The sequence below is a fragment of the Propioniciclava soli genome, assembly GCF_038502305.1.
Taxonomy (GTDB): domain Bacteria; phylum Actinomycetota; class Actinomycetes; order Propionibacteriales; family Propionibacteriaceae; genus Propioniciclava; species Propioniciclava soli.
In genome coordinates this window covers 1253469-1278813 of sequence record NZ_CP115965.1, presented here as the reverse complement: position 1 = coordinate 1278813, position 25345 = coordinate 1253469, and the positions used below count along the sequence as shown (strand labels likewise).

The 25345-nt window shown below is 71.6% G+C and carries 24 protein-coding genes; 6 read left to right on the top strand and 18 right to left on the bottom strand.

Features of this window, described 5'->3' with window-relative positions; translation table 11 throughout:
- From ffh to PCC79_RS05800, 12 genes are all read right to left on the bottom strand, one after another.
- Positions 1-1578, bottom strand: coding sequence for a signal recognition particle protein (gene ffh, locus PCC79_RS05855; protein WP_232549736.1), 1578 nt, complete (start codon positions 1576-1578; stop codon positions 1-3).
- Positions 1579-1619: 41 nt separating this feature from the next.
- Positions 1620-2180: an N-acetyltransferase family protein gene (locus PCC79_RS05850; protein ID WP_342373271.1), complete on the bottom strand. Its 561-nt coding sequence runs from the start codon at positions 2178-2180 to the stop codon at positions 1620-1622.
- A 1-nt stretch (position 2181) separates the two neighbouring features.
- Complete coding sequence (gene ftsY, locus PCC79_RS05845; RefSeq protein ID WP_425325668.1) at positions 2182-3333, bottom strand: signal recognition particle-docking protein FtsY; 1152 nt, start codon at positions 3331-3333, stop codon at positions 2182-2184.
- A 30-nt stretch (positions 3334-3363) separates the two neighbouring features.
- A complete protein-coding gene (locus PCC79_RS05840) occupies positions 3364-3765 on the bottom strand; it encodes a hypothetical protein (RefSeq protein ID WP_342373270.1) in 402 nt (133 codons plus the stop codon).
- Positions 3766-3846: 81 nt separating this feature from the next.
- Positions 3847-7437, bottom strand: coding sequence for a chromosome segregation protein SMC (gene smc / locus PCC79_RS05835; protein ID WP_342373269.1), 3591 nt, complete (start codon positions 7435-7437; stop codon positions 3847-3849).
- 32 nt (positions 7438-7469) lie between these two features.
- Positions 7470-8036, bottom strand: a complete 567-nt coding sequence (locus PCC79_RS05830) for a GtrA family protein (RefSeq protein ID WP_232549740.1) — start codon at positions 8034-8036, stop codon at positions 7470-7472.
- A complete protein-coding gene (gene mutM, locus PCC79_RS05825) occupies positions 8033-8890 on the bottom strand; it encodes a bifunctional DNA-formamidopyrimidine glycosylase/DNA-(apurinic or apyrimidinic site) lyase (protein WP_232549741.1) in 858 nt (285 codons plus the stop codon). The genes PCC79_RS05830 and mutM overlap by 4 nt, the downstream gene beginning before the upstream one ends.
- Before the next feature lie 18 nt (positions 8891-8908).
- Positions 8909-9625 (bottom strand): ribonuclease III, encoded by a 717-nt coding sequence (gene rnc / locus PCC79_RS05820; RefSeq protein ID WP_232549742.1) that lies wholly within the window; start codon positions 9623-9625, stop codon positions 8909-8911.
- Entirely contained in the window at positions 9622-9813 is a 192-nt protein-coding gene (gene rpmF / locus PCC79_RS05815) for a 50S ribosomal protein L32 (RefSeq protein ID WP_232549743.1), read from the bottom strand. Before rpmF ends, rnc begins: the two co-directional genes overlap by 4 nt.
- A gap of 33 nt (positions 9814-9846) precedes the next feature.
- On the bottom strand, positions 9847-10392 hold the full coding sequence (locus tag PCC79_RS05810) for a YceD family protein (protein WP_232549744.1): 546 nt from the start codon (positions 10390-10392) through the stop codon (positions 9847-9849).
- A gap of 120 nt (positions 10393-10512) precedes the next feature.
- Entirely contained in the window at positions 10513-10986 is a 474-nt protein-coding gene (gene coaD / locus PCC79_RS05805) for a pantetheine-phosphate adenylyltransferase (RefSeq protein ID WP_232549745.1), read from the bottom strand.
- Complete coding sequence (locus PCC79_RS05800; protein WP_232549746.1) at positions 10983-11576, bottom strand: RsmD family RNA methyltransferase; 594 nt, start codon at positions 11574-11576, stop codon at positions 10983-10985. Before PCC79_RS05800 ends, coaD begins: the two co-directional genes overlap by 4 nt.
- A 176-nt stretch (positions 11577-11752) precedes the next feature.
- Between PCC79_RS05800 and PCC79_RS05795 the strand changes: the two genes are divergently transcribed.
- Positions 11753-12190, top strand: coding sequence for a pyridoxamine 5'-phosphate oxidase family protein (locus tag PCC79_RS05795; RefSeq protein ID WP_232549747.1), 438 nt, complete (start codon positions 11753-11755; stop codon positions 12188-12190).
- A 164-nt stretch (positions 12191-12354) separates the two neighbouring features.
- A complete protein-coding gene (locus PCC79_RS05790) occupies positions 12355-12888 on the top strand; it encodes a helix-turn-helix transcriptional regulator (RefSeq protein WP_342373268.1) in 534 nt (177 codons plus the stop codon).
- A 41-nt stretch (positions 12889-12929) separates the two neighbouring features.
- Here the strand turns inward: PCC79_RS05790 and PCC79_RS05785 are convergent, their stop codons facing one another.
- The 3 genes from PCC79_RS05785 to PCC79_RS05775 form a co-directional block, all read right to left on the bottom strand.
- Positions 12930-15173: an ATP-dependent DNA helicase RecG gene (locus tag PCC79_RS05785; RefSeq protein ID WP_425325655.1), complete on the bottom strand. Its 2244-nt coding sequence runs from the start codon at positions 15171-15173 to the stop codon at positions 12930-12932.
- Between the two features lie 57 nt (positions 15174-15230).
- Positions 15231-15416, bottom strand: a complete 186-nt coding sequence (gene rpmB, locus PCC79_RS05780) for a 50S ribosomal protein L28 (protein ID WP_232549750.1) — start codon at positions 15414-15416, stop codon at positions 15231-15233.
- Between the two features lie 114 nt (positions 15417-15530).
- Positions 15531-17213 carry a ribonuclease J gene (locus PCC79_RS05775; protein WP_342373266.1) on the bottom strand — a complete coding sequence of 561 codons (1683 nt, stop codon included), beginning with the start codon at positions 17211-17213 and terminating at the stop codon, positions 15531-15533.
- 95 nt (positions 17214-17308) lie between these two features.
- Here PCC79_RS05775 and PCC79_RS05770 point away from each other — a divergent pair, with 95 nt between their 5' ends.
- Together PCC79_RS05770 and PCC79_RS05765 are read left to right on the top strand one after the other, a co-directional pair.
- Positions 17309-17929 (top strand): cytidylate kinase family protein, encoded by a 621-nt coding sequence (locus PCC79_RS05770; protein WP_232549752.1) that lies wholly within the window; start codon positions 17309-17311, stop codon positions 17927-17929.
- A 95-nt stretch (positions 17930-18024) separates the two neighbouring features.
- Positions 18025-18579, top strand: coding sequence for a GNAT family N-acetyltransferase (locus PCC79_RS05765; RefSeq protein ID WP_232549753.1), 555 nt, complete (start codon positions 18025-18027; stop codon positions 18577-18579).
- A 292-nt stretch (positions 18580-18871) separates the two neighbouring features.
- Here the strand turns inward: PCC79_RS05765 and glpK are convergent, their stop codons facing one another.
- From glpK to PCC79_RS05750, 3 genes are all read right to left on the bottom strand, one after another.
- Positions 18872-20386 (bottom strand): glycerol kinase GlpK, encoded by a 1515-nt coding sequence (gene glpK, locus PCC79_RS05760; protein WP_342373265.1) that lies wholly within the window; start codon positions 20384-20386, stop codon positions 18872-18874.
- Between the two features lie 123 nt (positions 20387-20509).
- The gene (locus tag PCC79_RS05755) at positions 20510-21277 is read right to left on the bottom strand and encodes an MIP/aquaporin family protein (protein WP_332836201.1); all 768 of its coding nucleotides are present in this window, start codon (positions 21275-21277) and stop codon (positions 20510-20512) included.
- 107 nt (positions 21278-21384) lie between these two features.
- Positions 21385-23109 carry a glycerol-3-phosphate dehydrogenase/oxidase gene (locus PCC79_RS05750; RefSeq protein WP_232549755.1) on the bottom strand — a complete coding sequence of 575 codons (1725 nt, stop codon included), beginning with the start codon at positions 23107-23109 and terminating at the stop codon, positions 21385-21387.
- A 114-nt stretch (positions 23110-23223) separates the two neighbouring features.
- Between PCC79_RS05750 and PCC79_RS05745 the strand changes: the two genes are divergently transcribed.
- On the top strand, positions 23224-24174 hold the full coding sequence (locus tag PCC79_RS05745; RefSeq protein WP_342373264.1) for a sugar-binding transcriptional regulator: 951 nt from the start codon (positions 23224-23226) through the stop codon (positions 24172-24174).
- Positions 24175-24269: 95 nt separating this feature from the next.
- A complete protein-coding gene (locus PCC79_RS05740) occupies positions 24270-25304 on the top strand; it encodes a glutathione S-transferase family protein (RefSeq protein WP_232549757.1) in 1035 nt (344 codons plus the stop codon).
- The last annotated feature ends 41 nt before the right edge of the window (positions 25305-25345 follow it).

Here is a 25345-nt window from a genome sequence, read left to right as displayed (position 1 = left end):
TCAGCCCTTGTTCTGCTGGTTGAACATCTTGGCCAGCTCGGGCGGCAGCTGGAAGTCGGCCATCTGCTGGGCCGTCGTGTCGGGGCCCTGGGGCGCGCCGAACGCGGAGCCCGCCGGGGTGGCCGCCGGCTGCTGCTCGACGCCGGAACGCTTCGCGGGGTTCCCGGAGACGCCCTTCTTGTTCTTCTTCTTCGGCTGGGCCGCCTGCTTGCCCCCACGGCGCGCCCCCGGCAGACCAGCCATGCCGGGCATCCCCGGCATCCCGGGGATGCCACCGCCGCGACCCATCTGTTGCATCATCTTGCGGGTCTCCTTGAAGCGGTTGACCAGCCCGTTCACGTCGGAGACCTGCATGCCGGAGCCCTGGGCGATCCGGGCCCGGCGCGAGCCGTTGAGGATGTCGGGGTTCGCGCGCTCGGCCGGGGTCATCGAGTAGATGATGGCCTCGATGTGATCGATCTCGCGCTCGTCGATGTTCTCGATGACGTCCTTCATCTGGCCCATCCCGGGCATCATGCCGAGGATCTTGCTCATCGGGCCCATCTTGCGGACGGCCTGCATCTGCTGCAGGAAGTCGTCCAGGCCGAAGTCGCCGCCGGCCATGAGCTTGTCGGCCGCCTGGCGGCTCTGCTCGACGTCGAACGTGCGCTCGGCCTGCTCGATGAGCGTGAGGAGGTCGCCCAGGTCGAGGATGCGGCTCGCCATCCGGTCGGGGTGGAACAGGTCGAAGTCCGTGAGAGCCTCGCCGTTGGAGGCGAACATGATGGGCTTGCCGGTGACCTTGGCGATCGACAGGGCCGCGCCGCCCCGCGCGTCACCGTCCAGCTTGGACAGCACCACGCCGTCGAAGCCGACACCCTCGGCGAAGGCGTTGGCGGTGTTGACGGCGTCCTGACCGATCATGGCGTCGACCACGAAGAGGATCTCGTCGGGGTGGACGGCGTCGCGGATGTCCGCGGCCTGGGCCATCAGCTCGGCGTCGACGCCGAGGCGTCCGGCGGTGTCGACGATGACCGTGTCGTACAGCTTGCGCCGCGCCTCGTCCATGGCCGCCCGCGCGACGGCCACTGGATCGCCGACGCCGTTGCCGGGCTCGGGGGCGAACACCGGGACGCCGGCGCGCTGCCCCACGATCTGGAGCTGGTTCACCGCGTTGGGGCGCTGCAGGTCGGCCGCCACCAGCATGGGGGTGTGGCCGCGCTGCCGCAGCCAGAGGCTGAGCTTGCCGGCCAGCGTCGTCTTGCCCGAGCCCTGCAGGCCGGCGAGCATGATGACGGTCGGCGGCGTCTTGGCGAAGCGCAGCTGACGCGCCTGCCCACCCAGCACCTCGACGAGCTGGGCGTTGACGATCTTGATGATCTGCTGGGCCGGGTTCAGCGCCTGGCTGAGTTCGGCCCCCCGCGCCTGGTCCCGCACCGCGGCGGTGAACTCCTTGACGACGGCGAGGTTGACGTCGGCCTCCAGCAGCGCGAGACGGATCTCGCGCACGGTGGCGTCGATGTCGGCGTCGCTGAGGCGTCCCTTGCCGCGCAGGTTGCGGAAGGTCGCCTGGAGCCGGTCTTGCAGGGTGTCGAACATGCGTGCCTTCGGGTCAGGGCGCGGAAACGGACCCGGCCAGCCTACCGGTAGTCCGCGCCCCGCCCGTCGGCGGCCGCTCCGGTCGGGGGCGGGGCCGGTGCGTCGTCCAGCGTGAGCTGCACCAGCACCAGGTCGAGCCAGCGGCCGAACTTCACCCCGGCCTGCGGCAGTCGCCCCACGACAACGAACCCGAACGCCTCGTGCAGGCGCAGCGACACCTCGTTGTCGCTGCTCAGCCCACCGACGAGCACGTGGACGCCGGCGCCCCGGGCCCGGTCGATGATGGACCCGAGCAGCATCGCGCCGATTCCGAGCCGACGCGCGGCGGCGTCCACGTACACCGAGTGCTCCATGGTGAGGGCGTACCCGGACTTCGCCCGGAACGGGCCGTAGGAGCCGTAGCCGAGGATCTGGCCGTCCCGGTCGGCCACCAGCACGGCGTGACCCGCGCGTTGCCGGGCCGCGAACCACTCCTGCCGCTGCGCGAGCGGCTCGGGCTCCGCGTCCCAACTCGCCGTGCTGACCGCCACCTCGTGGTTGTAGATGCGGTTGATCTCGGCCACGTCGTCGGCCGTGGCGTCGCGAATCAGCACCTCGGCCACGTCACTGCCCCAGCAATCCGTCGACGAAACCCTCCGCGGTGAACGGGGCGAGGTCGTCCACGCCCTCGCCGAGCCCGATGAACTTCACCGGCACCCCCAGCTCGCGCTGCACCTGCACCACGATGCCGCCCTTGGCCGAACCGTCGAGCTTGGAGAGCACGATGCCCGTGACGTCGGTCACGTCGTTGAACACGCGCGCCTGCACGAGCCCGTTCTGGCCCGTCGTGGCGTCGAGCAGCAGCAGGCACTCGGTCACCGGGGCACGGCGGCTGATCACGCGGCGGATCTTGCCCAGCTCGTCCATGAGGTTGGCCTTGTTGTGCAGGCGGCCGGCCGTGTCGATGAGCACCACGTCCACGCCGCGTTCGACGCCGGCGTTGACGGCCTCGAACGCCACGGACGCGGGGTCGGCGCCCTCGGCGCCGCGGATCGTGTCGACGCCGACGCGGTCGCCCCAGGTCTGCAGTTGGTCGGCGGCCGCCGCCCGGAAGGTGTCGGCCGCGCCCAGCAGCACGGTCTTGCCCTCGGCGACGAGCACGCGGGCGAGCTTGCCGACGGTGGTCGTCTTGCCCGTGCCGTTGACGCCCACGACGAGCACGACGGCGGGCAGCCCGTCGGCCCCGGTGTCGTTCAGCGCCCGGTCGAGGCTCGGGTCGACGAGCTTCACCAGCTCGGCGTGCAGCACGCGGCCCGCCCTGGCGGGGTCGTCGACCCCGTCGATCGCCAGCTCGCGGCGCAGGTTGTCGACCAGCTCGGTGGTGGGCCCCACGCCGAGGTCGGAGCCGATGAGGGTGGCCTCGAAGTCGTCCCAGACGTCGGCGTCCAGGCGGCTGGAACTCAGCAGGTCCCCGAGAGCGCGCGCCAGGGCGTTGTTCGAGGACGCCAGCCGCCGCCGCAGCCGCGCCATCCGTGTGCTCGCCGCCTCCGGGGCGTCGACCGTCGGCCCCACCGGAGCCTCCGGTTCGGCGACCAGCTCGCCGTCGTACACCGGGGGCTCGGCCGGCCGCACGGCCGCGTCCGTGATCGCCCGTTCGCGCTCGGCGCGTTCGAGCTCGCGCAACCCACGGGACCGCAGCGTGAGGCCGACACCGATGCCCACCAGGGCGACGGCCAGGACGCCGAGGATGACCCAGAAGGTCGGGTCGGCCCAGATCTGGTCGAAGAAGGGATTCACGTGCTCATGCTAATCGGCGCGCTGCCCGGGCCCGATCGCCGGGGCGCCGGCGAGGCCGAACGGGTCGTCGTCGCCCGGCGCGTCCTCGAGCCACGCCCGCACCTCGTGCTGGGGGACGGTCGCGTCCTCCGGCTCGTCGGGCTCCACCGGGCTGACTGTCGGTGCCGAGCCGGCGGACGACGCCGATCGCGTCGAGGCCGCGGTGCGCACGTCACCCGCCTCGTCGAACAGCACGCGCAGCCCGCGCGGCGGCTCACCCTCGCCGTTCAGGTGCCGGGCGGTGCGCGCCATCGCGTCGGCGAGCTCCGGGTGCTTCGCGCGCCCCGTGCCCTCCATCCCCATCACCACCACGGCGATCACGACGGCGGCGATGCCGAGGATGACGAGCATCGTGAAGATCACGGCAGGCATGGGAACGACTCCACCTCGGGTTGGGGACCCCACCAGTATGCCCCACGTCCGCGTCCGCACCCCACAGCCCGGACGGCGCGGTCAGGTCTGGCGCAGGCGTTGACTGATCACGGTGGACACGCCGTCCTCGCGCATGGTGACGCCGTACAGGGCGTCCGCGATCTCCATCGTGCGCTTCTGGTGGGTGATCACGAGCATCTGGCTGTTCTCGCGCAACTCCTCATAGATCCCCAGCAACCGGCCGAGATTCACGTCGTCCAGCGCCGCCTCCACCTCGTCGAGGATGTAGAAGGGCGAGGGGCGCGCCTTGAACAGCGCGACGAGGAACGCGACCGCCACCAGCGAGCGCTCCCCGCCCGAGAGCAGCGAGAGCCGCTTGACCTTCTTGCCGGCCGGGCGCGCCTCCACGTCGACACCCGTGGTGAGCCACGAGCCCGGCTCGGTCAGCACCAGGCGGCCCTCGCCGCCCGGGAACAACCGGGAGAAGCTGTGCTCGAAGGCGGCCTCGACGTCGGCGTACGCCTCGGCGAACACCTGCTCGACGCGGGCGTCCACCTCCTCGATGATGCCGAGCAGGTCGGCCCGCGTGCGGCGGAGGTCGTCGAGCTGCTCGGCGAGGAAGGCGTGCCGCTCGCTCATCGCCTCGAACTCCTCCAGCGCCAGCGGGTTGACCCGGCCCAGCACGTCGAGGTTGCGCTGGGCGACGCGCAGCCGCTTCTCCTGCTCCTCGCGGACGAAGGGGCGGGGCTCGGGGTGCTCTTCGTCCTCGCCGATCGCGCGCCCGTCGGGGTGGGTGAGCACGGGGATCGGCTGGTCCGGCCCGTACTCGTCGGCCAGCACCGCGGCCTCCAGGCCCAGCTCGGCCAGCGCCTTCTCCGCGAGCGATTCCACGCGCATCCGCTGCTCGGCGCGCGCCAGCTCGTCACGGTGGGCGGTGTCGATGAGCTGCTCGAACTCCCGCCCGAGGTCGCGGCTGCGCTGCCGGGCGTCCACCACCCGGCGGTCGGCCTCGATGCGGCGTTCGTCAGCCGCGCGGCGCTCACGTCCGGCCGCCTCGGCCGACGCGGCGATCACACCCTGGAGGTGCTCCACGGCCGCGGACGCCGCGCGCGCCACCTCGGCCTCGGCGCGCAGCTGGTCGCGGCGCACCCGGGCCCGCTCCCGGGCCTGGCGCTCGGCGTGCGCCGCCCGCGTCAGCGCGTCGGCGCGGCCCGCGAGCGCCCGGGCGCGTTCCTCGTCGGTGCGCAGCCCGAGCCGGGCGTCCATCTCGACCTGGCGGGCCCGGGCCGTCTCGCGCGCGAGCTCGTCCCGCTCGGTCGGATCCGCGTGGTCGACCTCGGTGGTCTCCTGGGCCCGTTCCAGCCGGTCGGTGAGCTCGGCGAGGGCGTCGGCGTGGGAGGCCTGCGTGGTCTCGGCCCGCAGGACCGCCGCGTCCTGCCGCTCGGCCTCGGCCAGGGCGGCCCGGGCGGTCTGGTTGAGGCGTCCCAGTTCCTCCGCGAGCGCCGAGTACTGCGCGTCGGACTCGTGGAGGCGCGCCAACGCCGCCTCGCTCGCCGCCGTCGCCTCGTCCAGCGCCGTCGCGGCCCGGGAGCGTGCGAACGTCAGCCGCTCGACATCGGCCTGCACCTGTTCCAGGCGGGCGGACGCCTCATCCACCGCCGCCTGCACCTCGATGAGACTCGGCTGGCTCGCCGAGCCGCCCGCGGCGTACCAGGCGCTGAGCAGGTCGCCCTCGCGCGTCACGGCGCCCACGTCGGGCAGGCCGCCCACCAAGGCCCGCGCGGCGGCCAGGTCGTCCACCACCGCGACCTTGCGCAGCAGCCGGGTCAGGGCTGGCCGCAGCGCCGGCTCGGCGTCCACGACGTCGACGGCATAACGAGCCCCGCCCGGCAAGTCCGGCCACGCGGACCGCGCGGCGTCCGCCTCCGCACCGGCGGGCGCGCCGGCGTCCGTGCCCGCACCGAGCAGCAGGCCGGCGCGGCCGAGGTCCTCGGCCTTGAGATGGGCGAAGGCCGCCACCGCGGCGTCCGGATCGGCGACGGCCACCGCTTCGGCGGCGTTGCCCAGCGCGGCCGCCACCGCGCTCTCATACCCGGGCTCGACGCTCACGAGCGCCGCGACCGAACCCAGGACGCCGGCCAGCGTGCCCTGGGCCGCGAGCAGGGCGCCGGAGCCGTCCTTGCGGTCCAGGCCCACCCGCAGGCCCTCGAGCCGGGCCGTCAGCGCGCCCCGCTCCGCGCCGGCCTGTTGCTCCTCGGTGCGCAGCCGCTCGACCGCGTCCGCGGCCTCCGTCCGCGCGGCCTCGGCGCGTGCGTAGGCCTCGTCGAGGCCCGCCTCGCCCTCGGTGACCCCGCCCAGTTCGGTCTCGAGCTGGGTGAAGCGGCGGCGCGCCTGCTCGGCGCGCCCGCGGGCCTCCTCGGCGGCGGCGCGCAGGCGCCCGGCCTCGGCCTGGGCGGATTCGGCGCGCGACGTCAGCGACTTCACCTCCCCCGCCAGCCGCGCGAGCCCTTCGCGACGGTCCGCGATGGCGCGCAGCTGGGCGGCGTACCGCTTCTCCGCGGCCGCGTGGGCCGCCTCGAGCCGTTCGCGCTCCTGCGTCGCGGCCCGGAGCGCGTCGGCCCGCTCGGCGACGACGCCCGCGAGATCGGCCTCGGCCTCGCGAATCTGGGCGGCCTCGGCCTCGATGGCTTCGGGGTCACGGCCCCGCCGGTCCTCCACCGTGACGTTCGACGCGTTGCGGACGCGTTCGGCGGCGATCGCGGCCATGGACGCCGCCCGCTCCCGCAGGCCCGCCAAGGCGTACCAGGTCTCCTGCGCGCGGTTCAGCGACGGCACGGCCGCGCGGACGGCGTCCTCGGCCTCCGCCTCGGCGGCCCGGGCCGCCTCCAGCGCGGCCTCGACGTTGGTGCGGCGGGTGCGGATCTCGGCCTCGGCCGCCAGGTCGGACTCCAGGGCGAGGCTCGCCATGACGTAGTCGTCGGCCAGCAGGCGCGCCCTGGCGTCGCGCAGCTCCGCGGCGATGACGACGGCCTTGCGGGCCACCTCGGCCTGCCGGCCCAGCGGCTTGAGCTGGCGGCGGATCTCGGCGATGAGGTCGGAGAGCCGGTCGAGGTTGGCCTGCGTGGCGTCCAGCTTGCGGAGCGCCTTCTCCTTGCGCTTGCGGTGCTTCAGGACGCCGGCCGCCTCCTCGATGAAGCCGCGCCGCACCTCGGGGGTGGCCTGCAGGATCGTGTCGAGCTGCCCCTGGCCGACGATGACGTGCATCTCGCGGCCGATCCCGGAGTCGCTGAGGAGTTCCTGCACGTCGAGCAACCGGGCCGACGCGCCGTTGATGGCGTACTCCGAGCCGCCGGAGCGGAACATCGTGCGGCTGATCGTCACCTCGGTGTACTCGATCGGCAGGGCGCCGTCGCTGTTGTCGATGGTGAGGCTGACCTCCGCGCGGCCGAGCGGTGCGCGTCCGGACGTGCCGGCGAAGATGACGTCCTCCATCTTGCCGCCGCGCAGCGTCTTGACCCCCTGCTCCCCCATCACCCAGCTGAGGGCGTCCACGACGTTGGACTTCCCGGAGCCGTTGGGGCCCACGACGCACGTGATGCCGGGCTCGAACTGCAGCGTCGTCGCCGAGGCGAACGACTTGAATCCGCGCAGCGTCAGGGCCTTCAGGTACACACGGTCACCTTACGGGGCGCAGGGCCGCACGCTCAGCGGCCGAGCCGGGCGTGGTGGCGGCGGCGGACGACGCGGAACGTCCACAGCTTGTTGACCACGAAGTTGATCGGCATGACGAGCACGATCTGGATGAGCTGGGCCCAGTAGAGGCGCTTGGTCCACCACGGGCCGTCGTCGGTGAAGAAGCCGGCACTGAGGTAGAGCGGGGAGTTCTCGTTGCGGAGGGCGAACAGGATGACGAAACCCACGAGCTGGGCCGCCGCCCCCACCGTGAGGAACGGGAGGAGCTCGGTCAGGAACGGGGCGCGCGCGCCCTGGTGCCGAAACGTCCAGGCGCGGTTCGCCAGGAAGTTGACGAGGTTGGCCACCAGGAACGCGATGCCGGCGTACACGATGTAGTAGCGCAGCGCCCGATCGGTGCCCGGAACCGGGATGAAGGCATCGGTGTCGGCCACCCCGAACACGTGGACGCCGATGTTGTGGCAGAGCGCCACCACCAGCAGGTTGACCGCGACGCCGGACGCGCCCACGAGCCCGAACTTCACGAACTCGCGCGCGCTGTTGCCCCAGCGGGTGTTGAGGCTCTGCCAGGTGCTCACGAACACGAGATCCTATCCCCGCCCCGCTGTGGCTGGCATGTGGGGCACCTGTGGGAACTGCGGTTGGTGAACGCCTCCCGCACGATGGGCGTGCCACACCGGCGACACGGCTGACCGGTGCGGCCGTACACGTCCAACGACCGGTCGAAGTATCCCGACTCGCCGTTGACATGGACGTACAGCGCGTCGAACGAGCTGCCCCCCTGGGCCAGGGCCTCGGTCATGACCGCGCGGGCGACCTCCAGCACGCGGCGCACGGACGCCGCCCCGAGCGTCTCGGCCGGGGTCTCGCCGTGGACGCCGGCCCGCCACAGCGCCTCGTCGGCGTAGATGTTGCCGATGCCGCTGACCACCGTCTGGTCGAGCAGCACCCGTTTGATGGCGCTGCGCTTGCCTGCGACCCGCTCCACCACGGCGTCGAGATCCAGCTCAGGATCGAAGAGGTCGCGGGCGATGTGGGCGATCTCGCGGGGCAGCTCCGCCCCGTCTGTGGCCAGCGAGAGGCCACCGAACATGCGCTGGTCGACGAAGCGCAGCTCGCTCCCGCCCAGGTCGACCACCACGCGCGCGTGCTTCTGCAAGGGGGCGCCGGGGGCGTCCACCCGGAACTGGCCGCTCATGCCGAGGTGCGCCAGGACGGCGTCGCCGTCGGTCAGCGGCAGCCACAGGTACTTGCCGCGACGGCGCGGCACGGCGAACGTGCGCCCCACCAGGGTGGCGGCGAAGGCGTCCGCACCGGCGAGGTGCCGCCGGACCGGGCGGGGGTGCAGCACCCGGACCGCCTCGATGCGGCGTCCGGTCACCACGGGTTCGAGACCCGCCCGGACGGTCTCGACCTCCGGCAGCTCAGGCACGGGGGCTCGCCACCGGGCTCAGACGGTCTCGGTGACGGCGAAGGCGGCCGTCAGCGCCGCGTGCGCCTGCTCGGCCGCGCCCTGCTCGGCCATCTTCTTCGAGCGTGCCACGGACGCGGGGAAGTTCGAGTCGCCGACGATCGCGACCGCCTCGAACCGCTTGTCGTGGTCGGGGCCGGTGGAGGTGTGGGAATAGCGGGGAACCGGGAGGCCGTGCGCCGCGCACAGTTCCTGCAGCGCGGTCTTCCAGTCCATCGTGACCCCGGTCGCCGTGGCCTTGGCCACCAGCGGATCCATGATGTGGTGGACGAAGGAGTCGGCGGCGTCGCGGCCCCCGGAGAGGAACACCGCGGCGATGAGGGCCTCGGTCGCATCGGCGAGGATCGAGTCCTTGTCGCCCCCGCCCGTCGAGCTCTCGCCCTTGCCGAGCAGCAGGTGCGCGCCCAGCCCCATGCTGCGGGCGACATCGGCCAGCGCGTAGGTGTTGACCACGGCCGATCGCTTCTTCGCCAAGACGCCCTCGGCGTCGTCGGGGTACAGCCGGTAGAGGTGCTCGGTGACGACGATGCCCAGCACGGCGTCGCCCAGGAACTCCAGACGCTCGTTGTGGGGCGTGCCGCCGTTCTCGTAGGCCCAGGAACGGTGCGTCATGGCAAGCCGGAAGAGCTGGGGATCGAGATCGATCCCCAGCTCGCTGAACGTCTCCAACACGCGGCTCGGCGCCGCGGAGGTCACGACTCGACGACCTGCCGACGCGCGCTGCGCGGCCCGTACTGCCCACAGCTCGGGCAGGCGGTGTGGGGCAGGTGCTTCGCACGGCAGGCGGCGTTGGCGCAGGTCACCAGCGCGGGCGCCTGCGTCTTCCACTGCGCGCGACGGGCACGCGTGTTGCTGCGAGACATCTTCCGCTTGGGAACAGCCACGTCAAACTCCTCGGTTCGTGGGGCCGGAGCCCCTCATTCGTCCTTCTCGTCGTCACCCCAGCCGGCCAGGCTCGCCCATCGCGGATCGACGGACTCCTCGTGGCCGTGGTCGGGATTGTCGTTCAGGTTGACTCCGCAGACGGAGCACAACCCGGCGCAATCGGGCCGACACAGCGGGATGAACGGCAGTTCCAGCACCACCGCGTCCCGCAGCAGCGGTTCGAGGTCGATCATCTCGGCCTCGACGCGGCTGGCCTCGGCATCGTCGGGGTCCACGCCCGGGAAGAGAAACAGTTCCTGCAGGTCGACCTCGGCCGAAGCGTCGATCGTCGTCAGGCACCGAGCGCACTCCCCGCGCAGCTGGACGCCGGCGGTTCCGGTGGCCAGGACCCCGTCCCCCACTCCCTCGAGCGTCAGGTCGAGGTCGATGGGTGCCGAGGTCGGTACTGCGATCACGTCGTTGCCGATGCCTTCTGGCGCCGGAACCTCGTGCGCAATCTCCTTGACCGACCCCGCGTGGTGCCCGAATTCGTGAATGTCGAACACGAGCGCGGAACGCGGATCGATGGAGCGAGCCATGAGAGAACTCCTTCACCTGGGCACGACAACGTCATCACCGAGGGTCAACCTTACCTGCCCCGCCCGTCGCCGTCCAACCAGACCTGCGCCCCTGGGCGACCCCACGCGGGCCTCGACGCGTCAGCCCGCCACCTTGGCCCGGATGCGTCGATGGACGCCCTCGGGCACGAACTGACCCACGTCGCCGCCGAGCCGCGCGATCTCGCGGACCATCGTGGAGCTGATGTGGGCAACCGCCGAGGAGGTGGGCAGGCAGATCGTCTCGATGCCCGTCATGGCGTGGTTCATCTGCGACATCTGGAGTTCGAACTCGAAGTCGCTGGCGAATCGCAGCCCCTTCACGATGACGTCCACCCCCTCGTCGGCGCAGAAGTCGACGAGCAGCCCCGAGATCGGCTTCACGGTGACGTTGGCGAGGCCGCCGGTGGCCTCGGCGAGGATCGCGACGCGCTCGTCGGGGTCGAACAGGTAGTTCTTGGCGCTGTTGCGCCCGACTGCGACGACGACGTCGTCGAAGAGCGCTGCCGCGCGCGTGATGATGTCGAGGTGGCCGAGCGTGGCCGGGTCGAACGAGCCGGGGCAGATCGCCCTCACGCGTCCTCCTTGGTTGCGAAGTACAGGGTCGTCTCACCGTAGCGCCGATGCCAGCGACGCCCAAGGACGTCCGGCCACGCGAAGGGGGCGTCCCGGGTGGCCCGCTCGGCCACGACGAGCCCGTCCTCGGCGAGCCACGCCTCCACCACGCGCTCCACCTGGGCGGTCAGCGTGGCATTCGCCACGTCGTAGGGCGGGTCGAACCACACGATGTCGAAGGGGCTCCCCTGGCCGGCGCCGTCGCCGGCCAGATGCGTGTCGACCGAGGCGGCCACCACGGTCACGTCCAGACCCGTGGTGCGCACGTTCCCCCGAGCGAGGTGCGCCGTGGCGCGGTCGCGCTCGACCGCGGTCACGGGAGCGGCCCCGCGCGAGGCGGCCTCCAGCGCCACCCCCGCCGTCCCGGCGTAGAGGTCGAGGAAGCTGAAGCGGTCCAGCATCGTCTCCGCCGGCTCCCCGGTCGTGCCCGCCCAGTCGGCGATCAGGTTGAAGGCCGACTCACGCACCCGGTCCGACGTCGGGCGAGTACGGGCGTGGGCCGGGGTGGCGAGCTTGCGCCCGCCGGCCCGGCCGGCGATGATCCGGCTCATTTCCGTCAGGGTAGTCGCCCGTCCCCCTCCCCACGTGCTCCTCACGTCCCCCGGTGTCAGCAGCTGCCCTCTCCGCACCCCTCATCTCCGCACCCCTCATCTCCGTACCCCTCATCTCCACAACTCTTCTCCGCAACGCCGTGCGGGCTGCCCCCGGGGGCGGCACGATGGTTCCCATGAGCCCGCCTGACGCGAACCCGGTCACCTTCCTCGACGACGACGCAGCGTGGGACGAGTTGCGGACGCACGCCGTGGGGCGCCTCGCCGTGAGCCTGGGTGGCGAGCCCGAGATCTTCCCGGTGAACTTCGCCGTGGACGGCCGCTCCCTGGTCTTCCGCACCGCCGAGGGCAGCAAGCTGCTGGCCGCCACGCTCGGTGGGGTGGGCGCTCTGGAGGTCGACCGCTTCGACGACTCCACAGGCACCAGCGTGATCGCCCGGGGCCCCCTGGCCGAGATGGAGGGCGCCCAGGCCCTCGCACAGGCCGAAGAACTACCCCTGCGCTCGTGGGTCGGCACGGTCAAGTCGCACTACGTCCGGCTGGACGTGACCCAGATCAGCGGTCGCCGCTTCACCTTCGGAGACGCTCCGGAGGATTTCCACCCCCTCGGCTGACGGCCCGCCCCTCCCCCCGCTCCCCGGGCCACTCCACCGGGGAGACTGTCGAACTGATCCAACAACGGATCACTTCGACAGTGCTGTGGGCGCACAGACCCGGCCAGGAAAGTGCTGGGTGGCCGTCGCAAAAAACTGTCGGACCCGAGCGGCAGACTGCCCACATGGACACCGACGACGTTCCCGCCACCATTCGGCGCGTCCGGCGCGAGGCCGACCTGAGCCAACGTGGTCTCGCCCAGGCGCTCGGGGTTGGCCAGGCCACCATCGCACGGTGGGAAACGGGGCAAACCGAACCGACCATCTCGCAATACCGCCGGCTGCTGGCACTGGCGGACATCACCGTGACGCTCACGGCGCCCGTGGAGCGAGCGACGCGACCCCTGACGTGGGAAGCCCCGCGCGACCGGGCCGGTCGGCTGCGCCCGGCCCACCTCGACCTGATCGATGATCGCGACGCGTTCAGTGGGGAGCCCTGGATCCGTGCTCCGCACCGCCGCGGGCGCGACGAGCGCCGCAGGCGCACCGGGATCCGGCCCGACGACCACCCCGCGCTGACGGATCTGGTCGAGCAGCGCGCCGCGCGGGCCGCGGCCAACCGCGCACGGCTGCGGGAGTTCATGGCGGCCAGCCCCGGAGCGACGGCGCCGCGCACGAGCTGGGTGATCCCGCACACCCAGCCGCCACCGTGGACCTGAGCCCGCACGGACGTGACGCCCGAGGGCTGACGATTGCCGGGTCAGGCCCGCTCGATCCACTCCCCGCCGGCCAGGAGGTTCGTCTGCGCGACGGCATCGGCGAACCCGGGCGTGGCGCACTCGGGGTCGCGGACGACCGCCTCGTCGGCCACCCCGCGGGCGGCGTCGATGAGGTCGGCGTGGTCGAGCACCCGCAGGAGCCGCAGGGTGGAGCGTCCGCCGGACTGGTGGGCACCGAGCACGTCGCCCTCGCGGCGTTGCGCCAGATCCAGCTCGGCGAGGGCGAAACCGTCCCGGGTGCCTGCGACGGCGGACAGGCGCACCCAGGCGTCCGACTGCGGATCGGCGTTGCTGATCAACAGGCACACCCCGGGATGCTCGCCGCGCCCGATCCGCCCCCGGAGCTGGTGGAGCTGGCTGATGCCGAACCGGTCGGCGTCCCAGATCACCATCATCGACGCGTTGGGCACGTCGACGCCGACCTCGATGATCGTGGTCGAGACGAGCACGTCCACCTCGCCGGCGACGAAGGCCGCCATGGTCGCCTCCTTGGCGTCGGCGGCCATCTGGCCGTGCAGCACGGCGAGGCGCCGGCGCTCCAGCGGGCCGAGGGCCAGCCGCTCGGTCAACCACAGGACGCCGCCGGGGCTGCCGTCCGCGCCGATCCGCGGCGCCACGACGAACACCTGGCGCCCCTGGGCGACCTCCTCGTCGACCCGCTCCCACGCCCGCTCCACCCACGTCGGTCGCGTGAGGCCGTTGACGACGGTGGTGGTGACCTCGGCCCGGCCTCCGGGGATCTCCGTCAGCGTGGACACGGACAGGTCGCCGAACACCGTCATGGCGACCGATCGGGGAATGGGCGTGGCGGTCAGCACCAGCACGTGTGGCTTGGAGGCGGAGCGGTCGGTCAGACGCGCCCGTTGCTCCACGCCGAAGCGGTGCTGTTCGTCCACGACCACGAGCCCCAGGTCGGCGAACGAGATCTGGTCGGCCAGCAGCGCGTGCGTGCCGATCACCAGACCGGCCTCACCGGACGCGATCTTCAACAGCGTCGCCCGCCGCTGCGCCGAGGGGGTCGAGCCCGTGAGCAGCACCACGTCCGTGGCGGCGTCCGGGGCACCGAGCACGCGGCCCCGCCCCAGCTCCCCCAGCAGCCCTGTGATCGTGGCGTGGTGTTGCTGGGCGAGCACCTCGGTGGGAGCGATCAGGACGGCCTGCCCCCCGGTGTCGACCACGGCCAGCATCGCCCGGAGCGCCACCAGTGTCTTGCCCGAGCCCACCTCACCCTGCAGCAGCCGCTGCATGGGCTGGTGGCGGGCCAGGTCGGCAAAGATCTCCTCACCGACCTCGGCCTGCCCGTCGGTGAGCCGAAACGGCAGGCGGGCGTCGAAGGCGTCCAGCAGGCCGTCGGGACGCCGCACGCGGGGGCCCGCGGACTGCCGGGCATTGTCCGCGCGGCGGTAGGCCATGGTGAGCTGGGTGGCGAACGCCTCGTCGAACAGCAGGCGGCGGCGTCCGGTCTCGACCTCGCCGAGCGAACCGGGGCGGTGGACGAAGGCGAAGGCGTCCGCGTGCCCACACACGCCGGAGCGATCGAGGACCCAGGCGGGCCACGGATCCTCCGTCTGGCCGAGGGTGGCCAGCGCGAACCGGACGCACTCGGCGATCTTCCAGGTCGGCAGCTTCGCGGTGGCCGGGTAGAGACCGACGATGCCGGAGCGGGAGAGCTCGGCGATGCGCTCCTTCTCCTCCGAGTGGCCCACGACCTTGCCCGCGGCATCCAGCATGACGAAGGCGGGATGCGTCATCTGCGGTTGGTTCTGGAAGCTGCCGACCTTGCCGACGAAGATGCCGCGGACGCCCATCCTCAGCTGCGCCTGCCACCACCCCACGACGTGGTCATTGCCGAAGAACGTGACCCGGAGGCGCCCCTTGCCGTCGGTGAGGACGACCTCGAGGCGGGCGCTGCTGCGCCGCCGGCCCGTGGGGGCGGACTGGTTGCGTTTGATGTCGGTGGACGCCACCTTGGCCATGACGGCGACGTGCTCGCCCTCCTCAAGGGTGGCCAGGTCGGTGAGCTCGGTGCCGCTGAGGTAGTGACGCGGCAGGTGGCGCAGGAGGTCACCGACCGTCTCGACCCGCAGCGCGGCGAATTCCTTCGCGGTCTTCGCTCCCAACACCGAGTCCGCGGCCGCGTTCAACTCCGCGAACGCGGCGGTGCGCCAGCCGTTGAGTGGTTCCACGCCCCCGATCCTAAACGGCGGCTCCGACAGGTCGGGCATGCAAAAGGACCCGCCGGAGCGGGTCCTTGGTGCGTGCGGGCGGCAGGTGCGCTGAGGTCAGCGCGCGACCTTGCCGGCCTTGATGCACGAGGTGCACACGTTCATCCGCTTGGTGCCCCCGTTGACCACGGCGCGCACGCTCTGGATGTTCGGGTTCCAACGGCGGTTGGTCTTCTTCTTCGACCAAGGCACATTGTGGCCGAAGGTCGGCTTCTTGGCGCAGACGTCGCACACGGCGGCCATGGCTGATCTCCTTGCAATTGCGGGTGGCGCAGGGCGCGCCTCGAACCCGACGGGAAAACGGAACCTGACCATGATAGCCGAGGGCCTCGGCGAGGCGAAATCGCGGACGTCGGGTCAGGTCGACAACACCACGGGGACGATCATCGGCCGGGCGCGGTACGCCCGGCTCACCCAGCGCCCCAGCCGGCGGCGCATCAGCTGCTGAAGCTGGTGGGTGTCGTCGGCCCCCTCGGTGAGCGCGTCGCGCAGGGCGCGGGCGATCTCGGCGGAGATCTCGTCGAAGAGACCCTCCCCGTCCACGAAGCCGCGGGCCGTCACGATCGGCCCCTCGACCAGCTCGCCCGAGTGCAGGTTCACCACGGCGATCGCGGAGATGAAACCCTCCTCGCCCAGGATGCGCCGGTCGTCGAGCTGGGAGTCGCCCACCGCGTCCACCGTGGTGCCGTCCACGAACACGTAGCCGGACTCGAGGCGTCCGACCACGCGGGCCTTGCCGTCGCGCAGGTCGACCACGGCGCCGTCCTCGACGATGACGGTGTTCTCGCGCGGGACGCCGGTCGCGATGGCGAGCTCGCCGTTGGCCACCAGGTGGCGCACCTCGCCGTGCACCGGCATGACGTTGCGGGGCTGGACCAGGTTGTAGCAGTACAGCAGCTCGCCCGCGCTGGCGTGCCCGGAGACGTGGACCAGCGCGTTGCCCTTGTGGACGACCTTCACGCCGTTCTTCACCAGCCCGTTGATGACCCGGTAGACGGAGTTCTCGTTGCCCGGGATCAGGGAGCTGGCGAGCAGCACCACGTCGCCCTCCCCCGCGGTGATGACCGGGTGCTCGTGGTTGGCGATCCGGGCCAGGGCGCTGAGCGGCTCGCCCTGGGAGCCCGTCGAGATGATGACGACCTTGTCGTCGGGGTACTTCTCGAGGTCGTCCAGCGCGATGAGGGTGTTGCCCGGCACGTTGAGGTAGCCGAGCTGCGCGGCGATCGTCATGTTGCGCACCATCGAGCGGCCCACGTAGCAGACCTTGCGGCCGTGGCGGACGGCCTCGTCCATCACCTGCTGCACGCGGTGCACGTGGCTGGCGAAGCAGGCGACGATGAGGCGTCCGCTCGCATGGGAGAACACCCGCTCCATGGCGGGCTGGATGTCCTTCTCCAGCGTGGTGAAGCCGGGCGTCTCGGCGTTCGTGGAGTCGACCATGAACAGGTCGAGACCCTTCTCGCCGACGCGGGCGAAGCCGCGCAGGTCGGTGAGGCGTTTGTCGAGGGGCAGCTGGTCCATCTTGAAGTCGCCGGTGTGCAGGACGGTGCCCGCGGCCGTGGCGATGTGGACGGCGAGGGCGTCCGGGATGGAGTGGTTGACCGCGAGGAACTCGAGATCGAACCCACCGGCGGACGTGGTGGAGCCTGCCGCCATCTCACGGAGGTCGAAGCCCCGGATGCGGTGTTCCTTGAGCTTCTCGCGCACCAGCGCCAGGGTGAGCTTGCTGCCGTGGACGGGGATGTCGGGGCGCCGCCGCAGCAGGAACGGAACGGCTCCGATGTGGTCCTCGTGGCCGTGGGTGAGCACGAGGCCGACGACGTCGTCGAGACGGTCGTCCAGCAGGTGGAGCGCCGGCAGGATGAGATCGACACCCGGGTGGTTCTCGTCGGGGAACAGCACGCCGCAGTCCACCAGCAGGATCTCGCCGTTGATCTCGAACGACGCCATGTTGCGTCCGACGTCGCCGAGACCCCCCAGGGGGATGATCCGCAGGGTGTCGGGGCGCAGCTTCGGGGGCGTCTTCAGGGCTTCTCGCACCCGACCACTCTAGAGGGTGCGGGACGGCCCGGATCGCTGCGCCCCACCGCGACGGGTCCTAGGATGGGGTCACCCTGCAGCCATCGGAGGACGGCATGGACACCGGCCACGGAGCACTCGTCATCACCCTCTGGGAGCGCTACGGCTCGAACATGGACGCCGTGGCGTCCGCACTCGCCGAGCGGCTCGGACTGGCGCTGCACGCGCAGGCGTACTCGTCGGAGAGCATCGAGGTGGCGGTTGAGGAGCGCGAGCACCAGGGGCCGTTGGCGCGGTTCGTCCGCGACTTCGCGCCCGCGAGCTACGCCCCCAGCGGGGCCGCTGCGGCGGCGTCCCTCGAGGTGGAGAGCAGCTACGCGCGAATGGCGGTGGAGTCCGCCGCCGAGGTGGAGGCGCTCGCCGCGCGGGGCGGGGTGATCCTGGGGCGCAACGGGCAGTTCGTGCTGCGGCACCGCCCGAACACGCTGCACGTGAAGTTGGACGGGCCCGTGGCGGCGCGGGTGGCGCTGGCGGCGCGGGTGGCCGGCATCACACCGGAGCGGGCGGCGAAGCGGCAGCGGATCGAGGACGACTTCCGTGCCGGGCTGTCGCGCAAGCTGTACCGGTTCGACCCGCGCGCCAACGAGTACTACGACCTGGTGGTGAATGGCGCCCTGTGGCCGACGGAGGTCACGGTGGGCGTCATCGCGGCCGCGGCGAAGGCCAAGCTGGGCTGAGGTGCGGCGCCGGGGTGCCGGCTGCCGGCTGCCGGCTGGGGGCTGGGGGCTGGGGGCTGGATCGGCGCTGGATCGGCGCTGGCTAGGATGTCGCCGTGACCGACGCGCCCCGCACCGCCGACTCCTGCCGTCTCGCGCTGCCGAGGGAGGCCGAGCGCCTGGCCGCCATCCAGCGGCGGAGCTGGCAGCAGCTGATGCCGCCCGACGTGGCCGCGCACATTCTGGGGTCGGTCGATCTGGAGACGATGGCCCAGTCGTGGGCCGCCGCGATCACACGCCCGCCGCTGGCGAGCATGCGGGTGCTGGTGGCGATCGCGGAGGGTCGGCCGGTGGGTTTCGCGGCGCTGGGCCCGTCCGACGACGAGGACGCGCATCCGGGCAGCGACGCCCTGGTGGCCGAGTTCATCATCGACCCGCCGGCGCAGCGGCAGGGGCACGGGTCGCGGCTGCTGAACGCCGTGGCCGACACCCTGCGGGCCGATGGGTTCGCGAGGGCGACGTGGTGGGTGCGCTCCACCGACGATCCGCTGCGCCGCTTCCTGGAGTCGGCGGGCTGGGGAGCCGACGGCGCCCACCAGTCGCTCGGCACGTCCGATGAGGCGGCCACAGTGAAGATGATTCGGATGCACACCGCCCTCTCCGACTCCTGACGCCGCCCCGGAGGCGCGCCGACACGCTCACTTAGGTCTCAAACTCCGGTTCCGGTGCTGGAGTTTGAGACCCAAAGTGGAGTGTGAGTCGTCGCCCCCTCGTGCTCCGACCGCCGGCGCCCGGACGGAGCGACCCACCGGCGAGCGACGCCAGCGGCGTCCGCACTGCCACGGCACAGCACCCGGACGCCACGAGGCCCGCCCACACTCCACTTTGGTGCTCAAACTCCAGCTCCGGAACCGGAGTTTGAGACCTGAGTGTGCGTGTCGGCGGGCCTCAGGTGGGCGGGCGTCAGTTCACGTCGTCGTCGACCCAGTCGAACGTCCGCGTAACTGCCTTCTTCCAGTTGCGGTACAGGCGGTCTCGCTCGCCCTCGTCCATGGCCGGCTTCCAGCGCTTGTCCTCCGCCCAGTTGTCGATGACGTCCTGCTCGCCGTTCCAGAAGCCCACCGCGATGCCCGCCGCGTAGGCGGCACCCAACGCGGTGGTCTCGGCCACGACGGGCCGGACGACCTCCACACCGAGCTGGTCGGCCTGGAACTGCATGAGCGTCTCGTTGGCCGTCATGCCGCCGTCCACCTTGAGCTCGGCGAGCTCCACGCCGGAGTCGGCCTCCATGGCGTCCAGCACCTCACGCGTCTGGAAGGCCGTCGCCTCCAGCACGGCGCGGGCGATGTGACCCCGGTTCACGTAGCGCGTCAGACCGACGATCGCGCCCCGGGCGTCCGACTTCCAGTACGGCGCGAACAGGCCCGAGAACGCCGGCACGAAGTACGCGCCGCCGTTGTCGTCCACCGTGGCGGCCAACTCCTCGATCTCCGGCGCGGAGCTGAACATCTTGAGGTTGTCGCGCAGCCACTGCACCAGCGATCCGGTGACGGCGATCGACCCCTCGAGCGCGTAGATCGGCTTGTTGTCGCCGATCTTGTAGCACACGGTGGTGAGGAGGCCGTTCTTGCTCGGCACCTTCTCCTCGCCGGTGTTCATGAGCATGAAGTTGCCGGTGCCGTAGGTGTTCTTCGCCATGCCGACCTCGAAGCAGGCCTGCCCGAACGTCGCGGCCTGCTGGTCGCCCAGGATGCCGGCGATCGGCACGTCCCCCAGCAACCCGCGCGCGCGCCCGCGGCCGTACTCCTCCGACGACGAGCGGATCTGGGGCAGCATCGACATCGGGATGCCCATGTCCGCCGCGATCCCGGCGTCCCAGTCCAGCGTGTCGAGGTCCATCAGCAGGGTGCGCGAGGCATTGGTGACATCGGTGACGTGCACGCCCCCGTCCGTGCCACCGGTCAGGTTCCACAGCACCCAGGAGTCCATCGTGCCCATCAGCAGATCGCCCGCCTCGGCCTTCTCGCGGGCCCCGTCGACGTTCTGCAGGATCCACATCACCTTCGGCCCGGCGAAGTAGGTCGCCAGCGGCAGGCCGACCTTGGCCTTGTACTTGTCGTCGTCGCCGCCACCGAGTTCCTTGCAGATCTTGTCGGTGCGCGTGTCCTGCCAGACGATCGCGTTGTACACCGGCTCCCCGGTGTTCTTGTCCCACACCATCGCCGTCTCGCGCTGGTTCGTGACGCCGACGGCCACGAGGTCGTCCTTGTTCAGCGACGCCTTGGCCAGCGCCTCGGCGACCACCTCGCGAATGTTGTTCCAGATCTCCTTCGGGTCGTGCTCCACCCAGCCGGCGCGCGGGAAGATCTGCTCGTGCTCCTTCTGACCGGTGGCGACGATCTGGCCGCCGTGGTCGAAGACGATGGCCCGCGAGCTCGTGGTGCCCTGGTCGATTGCGAGAACGTACTTGTCAGCCATGGTGTTCCTTCCACCTCATCGTGTGTTGGCTCAAAGGGTTGGCTCAGTCGGTTGACTCAGCGTGAGAGGTGCGTGCCGGACGCCGCGGCGTCCGGCCCGCAGGGTCGTGCAGCAGGTCAGGGGTCACAGGCCCATCGGCAGCAACACCCGGGCGAGCACACCGGCGAGCACGCCGCCGATGATCGGGCCGACGACCGGGATCCAGGCGTAGCTCCAGTCCGAGCCACCCTTGTTCGGGATCGGCAGGACGGCGTGCGCGATGCGCGGGCCGAGGTCGCGGGCCGGGTTGATGGCGTAGCCGGTGGGCCCACCGAGGGAGATGCCGATGCCGACCACCAGCAGCGCGACGCCCAGGGCACCGAGCCAACCGAGGTTGACGACCGGGGTGGCACCGAAGAAGCGGCCGGCGCTGGCGGACAGCACCACGAACACCAGCACGAACGTCGCGATGGCCTCGGTCACGAGGTTCCACAACGGGTTGCGGATCTCCGGGCCGGTCGCGAACACACCCAGCTTGGCACCCGCCGGGGCCTCGTCGTCGAACTGCTTCTTGTACGCCAGCCAGCACAGCACGGCGCCGATGAACGCGCCGAGCATCTGTGCCGAGATGTAGGTCAGCGTCGACACCGCGTCGACGGGGACGCCCTCGACGTACTGCGTCGCGCCCGAGGCCAGGATGCCGAGCGTCACCGCAGGGTTGATGTGCCCGCCCGAGGCGTAGGAGACGAGGACGCCCGCGAACACCGCGAGGCCCCAGCCGAAGTTGACGTGGAGGAAGCCGGTCCCCGCACCCTTGTTGCGGGGCAGGATGTTGTTGGCCACCACGCCGCCACCGAGCAGGAGCAGCATCGCCGTCCCCACGGTCTCGGAGAGGAAGATGGTTCCGAGCACGAGCTCTCACTTTCCGGCACCACCGTGGTGCCTTGTTCCGTGCCCCCGGTCCCGGGGGCGCCTTCTCAGTGGGGGTGAACACCGGACGCCGCAGGCGTCCGATGGCCTCACAATGCCGAAGGAACCACGTCCTCGGCCTCGACACGCCGGGCGGATGCCTCGGCGTCCGTGGATTCGGACTGCGCGGCGACCTCCGCGGCTGCCCGCTCCCGGTAGTTGGACTTCTCCGTCTCGACACGCTCGTCGTCCCACCCGAGGATCGGCGCGGCGACCTCGGCCACCTCGTCCACCGCGGACGCCCCGCGGTCGGGCGTCGTGGAGTTCAGCCGGATCCGCTGGATCAGGATGTCCTCGAGGTGCAGCGCGCCCTCGTAGCGGCACGCGAACGCGACGTCGGCACGCAGGTACCACGGGGACGCCCCCAGCGGCCGGCCCAGCGACGGGTCCTCGTCCACGAGCGCGAGGAGCGCGGGCAGTTCCGAACCGTAGCGGTCAAGCAGGTCGGCGACCAGGTCGGCGTCCCAACCGTACTGCTCGGCGATCGCATCGGCACGGCGCGCGAACGCGCGGTAGCCGTCCGCGCCGAGCAGCGGCACCTCCTTGGTGATCGACGGCAGCTGCTTGGCCCGCGCGCCGAGGGCCAGGTCGACGGCGTCCGCGGCCATGACCCGGTAGGTGGTGTACTTGCCGCCGGCGATCACGACGAGCCCGGGGGCGGCCTCAAGGGTGGTGTGCTCGCGCGACACCTTGGCCGACTTGGCCTCGTCGGAACCCACCGGCTGCAGCAGCGGCCGCAGGCCGGCATAGGTGCCGATGATGTCCTCGCGCGTCAGGTTGGCGCTCAGCACGGCGTTGGCGTGGTCGAGCACGTAGTCGATGTCCGCCGAGGTGGGCACGGGGTGCTTGAGCTGCTCGTGCCAGGCGGTGTCGGTGGTGCCGATCACCCAGTAGCGCCGCCACGGGATGATGAAGAGCACGGACTTCTCCGTGCGCAGGAACATGCCGGACCGCGCCTTGATCCGCTCCCGCGGCACGACGATGTGGATGCCCTTGCTGGCGAGCACCTTCAGGCCCTTGTCGGTCTTGGCGTAGGCCTGGGTCGTCTCGGTCCACACCCCGGTGGCGTTGATCACCGCGCGCGCGGCGATCTCGAACTCCCGGCCCGACTCGAGGTCGACCACCCGGGCTCCGGTGACGCGGCCCGAGGCGTCCTGCAGCAGCCCGACCACCTGGGTGCGCGAGACGGCACGCGCGCCGTGGCGCACCGCACTGCGGACGAGATTGACGACGAACCGCGCGTCGTCCACCCGCGCGTCGTAGAACTCGATGGCGCCGATCAGGGCGTCGTCGCGGACGTCGGCGAAGTGCTCCTTGGCGCCGGCCTTGCTCAGGTGCTTCTGGACGGGCACGGTCTTGCGTCCACCGGCACCGGCCACGGCGAGCACGTCATAGAGCCCGACGCCGACCGCGGAGTACGCGCGCTCGATCACGCGCTGCTTCAGCGGCCAGAGGAACGGCTGGGCCTTGACGAGGTGCGGGGCCAGCGTGGTGAGCAGCCGCCCGCGCTCGGCGAGGGCCTCGGCCACCAGCGCGAAGTCGAGGTTGTAGAGGTAACGCAGCCCACCGTGGATGAGTCGGCTGGAGCGGCTGGACGTGCCGGACGCCCAGTCCTGGGCCTCGACGATCCCCACCTTCAGGCCGCGCGTGGCGGCGTCCAGCGCCGACCCGGCGCCGGTGACGCCCCCGCCGATGACGAGGATGTCGAGGGTTTCGGAGGCGAGGGCCTCGAGGTCGCGCTCGCGCTGGTCGGGATTCAGGGTGGGGATGGTCATGCGGTCTTCTCCTCGGTGAGCAACGTGCCATGGCTACGACAACGCGCCCATCCTTGCCCGACCTGCACGGATGTGTCACGCTTCTGCACATACGTGCAGGAGGAGGGTGGTGACGTGAACGCCCGTGACGACCAGATGTACCTCGCCGCCACCGGCTACTACGTGCGCGGTGAGACGATGGACGGCATCGCCCGCGAGCTCGGTGTCTCCCGCTCGACCGTGTCGCGGCTGCTGGCGGACGCGCGCGCGTCCGGCCTGGTGCGCATCAGCATCGCGGACGCCGTGGGATCGCGCTCCCCGATCGCGCGCGAGCTGGGGGACGCCTTCGGGGTGACGGTGCACCTGGTGACCGTGCGCGGCACCAGCCCGGTGGTCGCCCGCATCGACGAGGTGGCCCAGCGTGCCGCGCGGCTGCTCGCCGAGGTGGTCGATGACAACCAGCTCATCGGCGTCGCGTGGGGCGTCACCGTGGCCGCGCTCACCCACCACCTCCCGCGCCGGGCGCTCTCGGGCACCTCGGTGGTGCAGATGAACGGTGGCGCGACCCCGACCTCGTCGGGCCTGCCGTACGTCGGTGAGATCCTGCAATCCATCGGCGACGCCTTCGACAGCCAGGTGACGCTCTTCCCCGTGCCCGCCTTCTTCGACTACGCAGCAACGAAGAAGGCGATGTGGCGGGAGCGGTCCGTGCAGCACGTGCTCTCCCTGCTGGCCGAGCTCGACGTGGCCGTTTTCGGCGTGGGCTCGCTGACCGGGAGCATCCCCTCCCACGTGTACGCCGCGGGGTACCTCGACCGCGCCGAACGCGAGTCGCTGCTGCGCCACGGCGTGGTGGGCGACATCTGCACCGTGCTGCTGCGCGAGGACGGGACGTACTCCGACATCGAGGCCAACCAACGCGCCACCGGGCTCACCCCCGCCGAACTGCGCCGGGTGCCGCGCCGCATCTGCGTGGTCGCCGACCCGCAACGGGCCCCGGCCGTGCTCGGCGCCCTGCACGCCGGCGTCGCGACCGACCTCGTCATCGACGACCTCACCGCCCGGGCCGTGGTGCGGCGAATATGACGCCGGACGCCGCGGCCGCGGCCCGGCCGGGCGACAAGGGAGTGCACCCGATGGCAACCCACGCGCCGTGACGAACCGACCGATATGGTTGAAGCATGAACAACTCACCGCAGGAGCACACCACGGGGGGCCAGTACTCGAGCAAGGGCAAGGCGTTCGAGCGCGACACCCAGTACATCACCACCCGCGTCTGCCGCGAGCCCGGCGAGGGCGACCGCCCGGTCGAGGCCGGCCGCTACCGGCTCGTCGCCGCCCGGGCCTGCCCCTGGGCCAACCGCACCCTCATCGTGCGGCGCCTGCTGGGCCTGGAGGACGTCCTCTCCGTCGGCATGCCCGGGCCCGTGCACGACGCCGAGAGCTGGACCTTCGATCTCGACGAGGGCGGCGTCGACCCCGTCCTCGGCATCCACCGGCTCAAGGACGCCTACCTCGCGCGCTTCCCCGAGTACACGCGCGGCATCACGGTGCCCGCGTTGGTCGAGGTCGCGACCGGCGAGGTCGTCACCAACGACTACGCCCAGATGACGCTCGACTTCTCCAGCGAGTGGGCCGAGTTCCACCGCGACGGCGCCCCGGATCTCTACCCCGAAGCGCTGCGGGCCGAGATGGACGAGGTCATGCAGCGCATCTACACCGAGGTGAACAACGGCGTGTACCGCTGCGGCTTCGCCGGCAGCCAGGAGGCCTACGACGCCGCCTACGACCGGCTGTTCGCCGCCCTGGACTGGCTGGAGGAGCGGCTCGCCGACCGGCGCTTCCTGATGGGCGACACCATCACCGAGGCCGACGTGCGGCTGTTCACGACGCTGGTGCGCTTCGACGCCGTCTACCACGGCCACTTCAAGTGCAACCGCAGCAAGCTCAGCGAGATGCCCGTGCTGTGGGCCTACGCCAGGGACCTGTTCCAGACCCCCGGGTTCGGCGACACGATCGACTTCGAGCAGATCAAGCAGCACTACTACGTGGTGCACACCGATCTGAACCCGCTCCAGATCGTGCCGAAGGGCCCGGACGCCGCCGCGTGGCTCACCCCGCACGGGCGCGAGAGCCTGGGCGGGCGGCCGTTCGGGGACGGGACGCCCCCCGCGCCGGTGCGTCCGCAGGAGCGTTCGCCGCACCCGGCCATCTGAGCGGGACCGGCGGGTGGCGGGCCAGCCCGCCCCCGCCACCC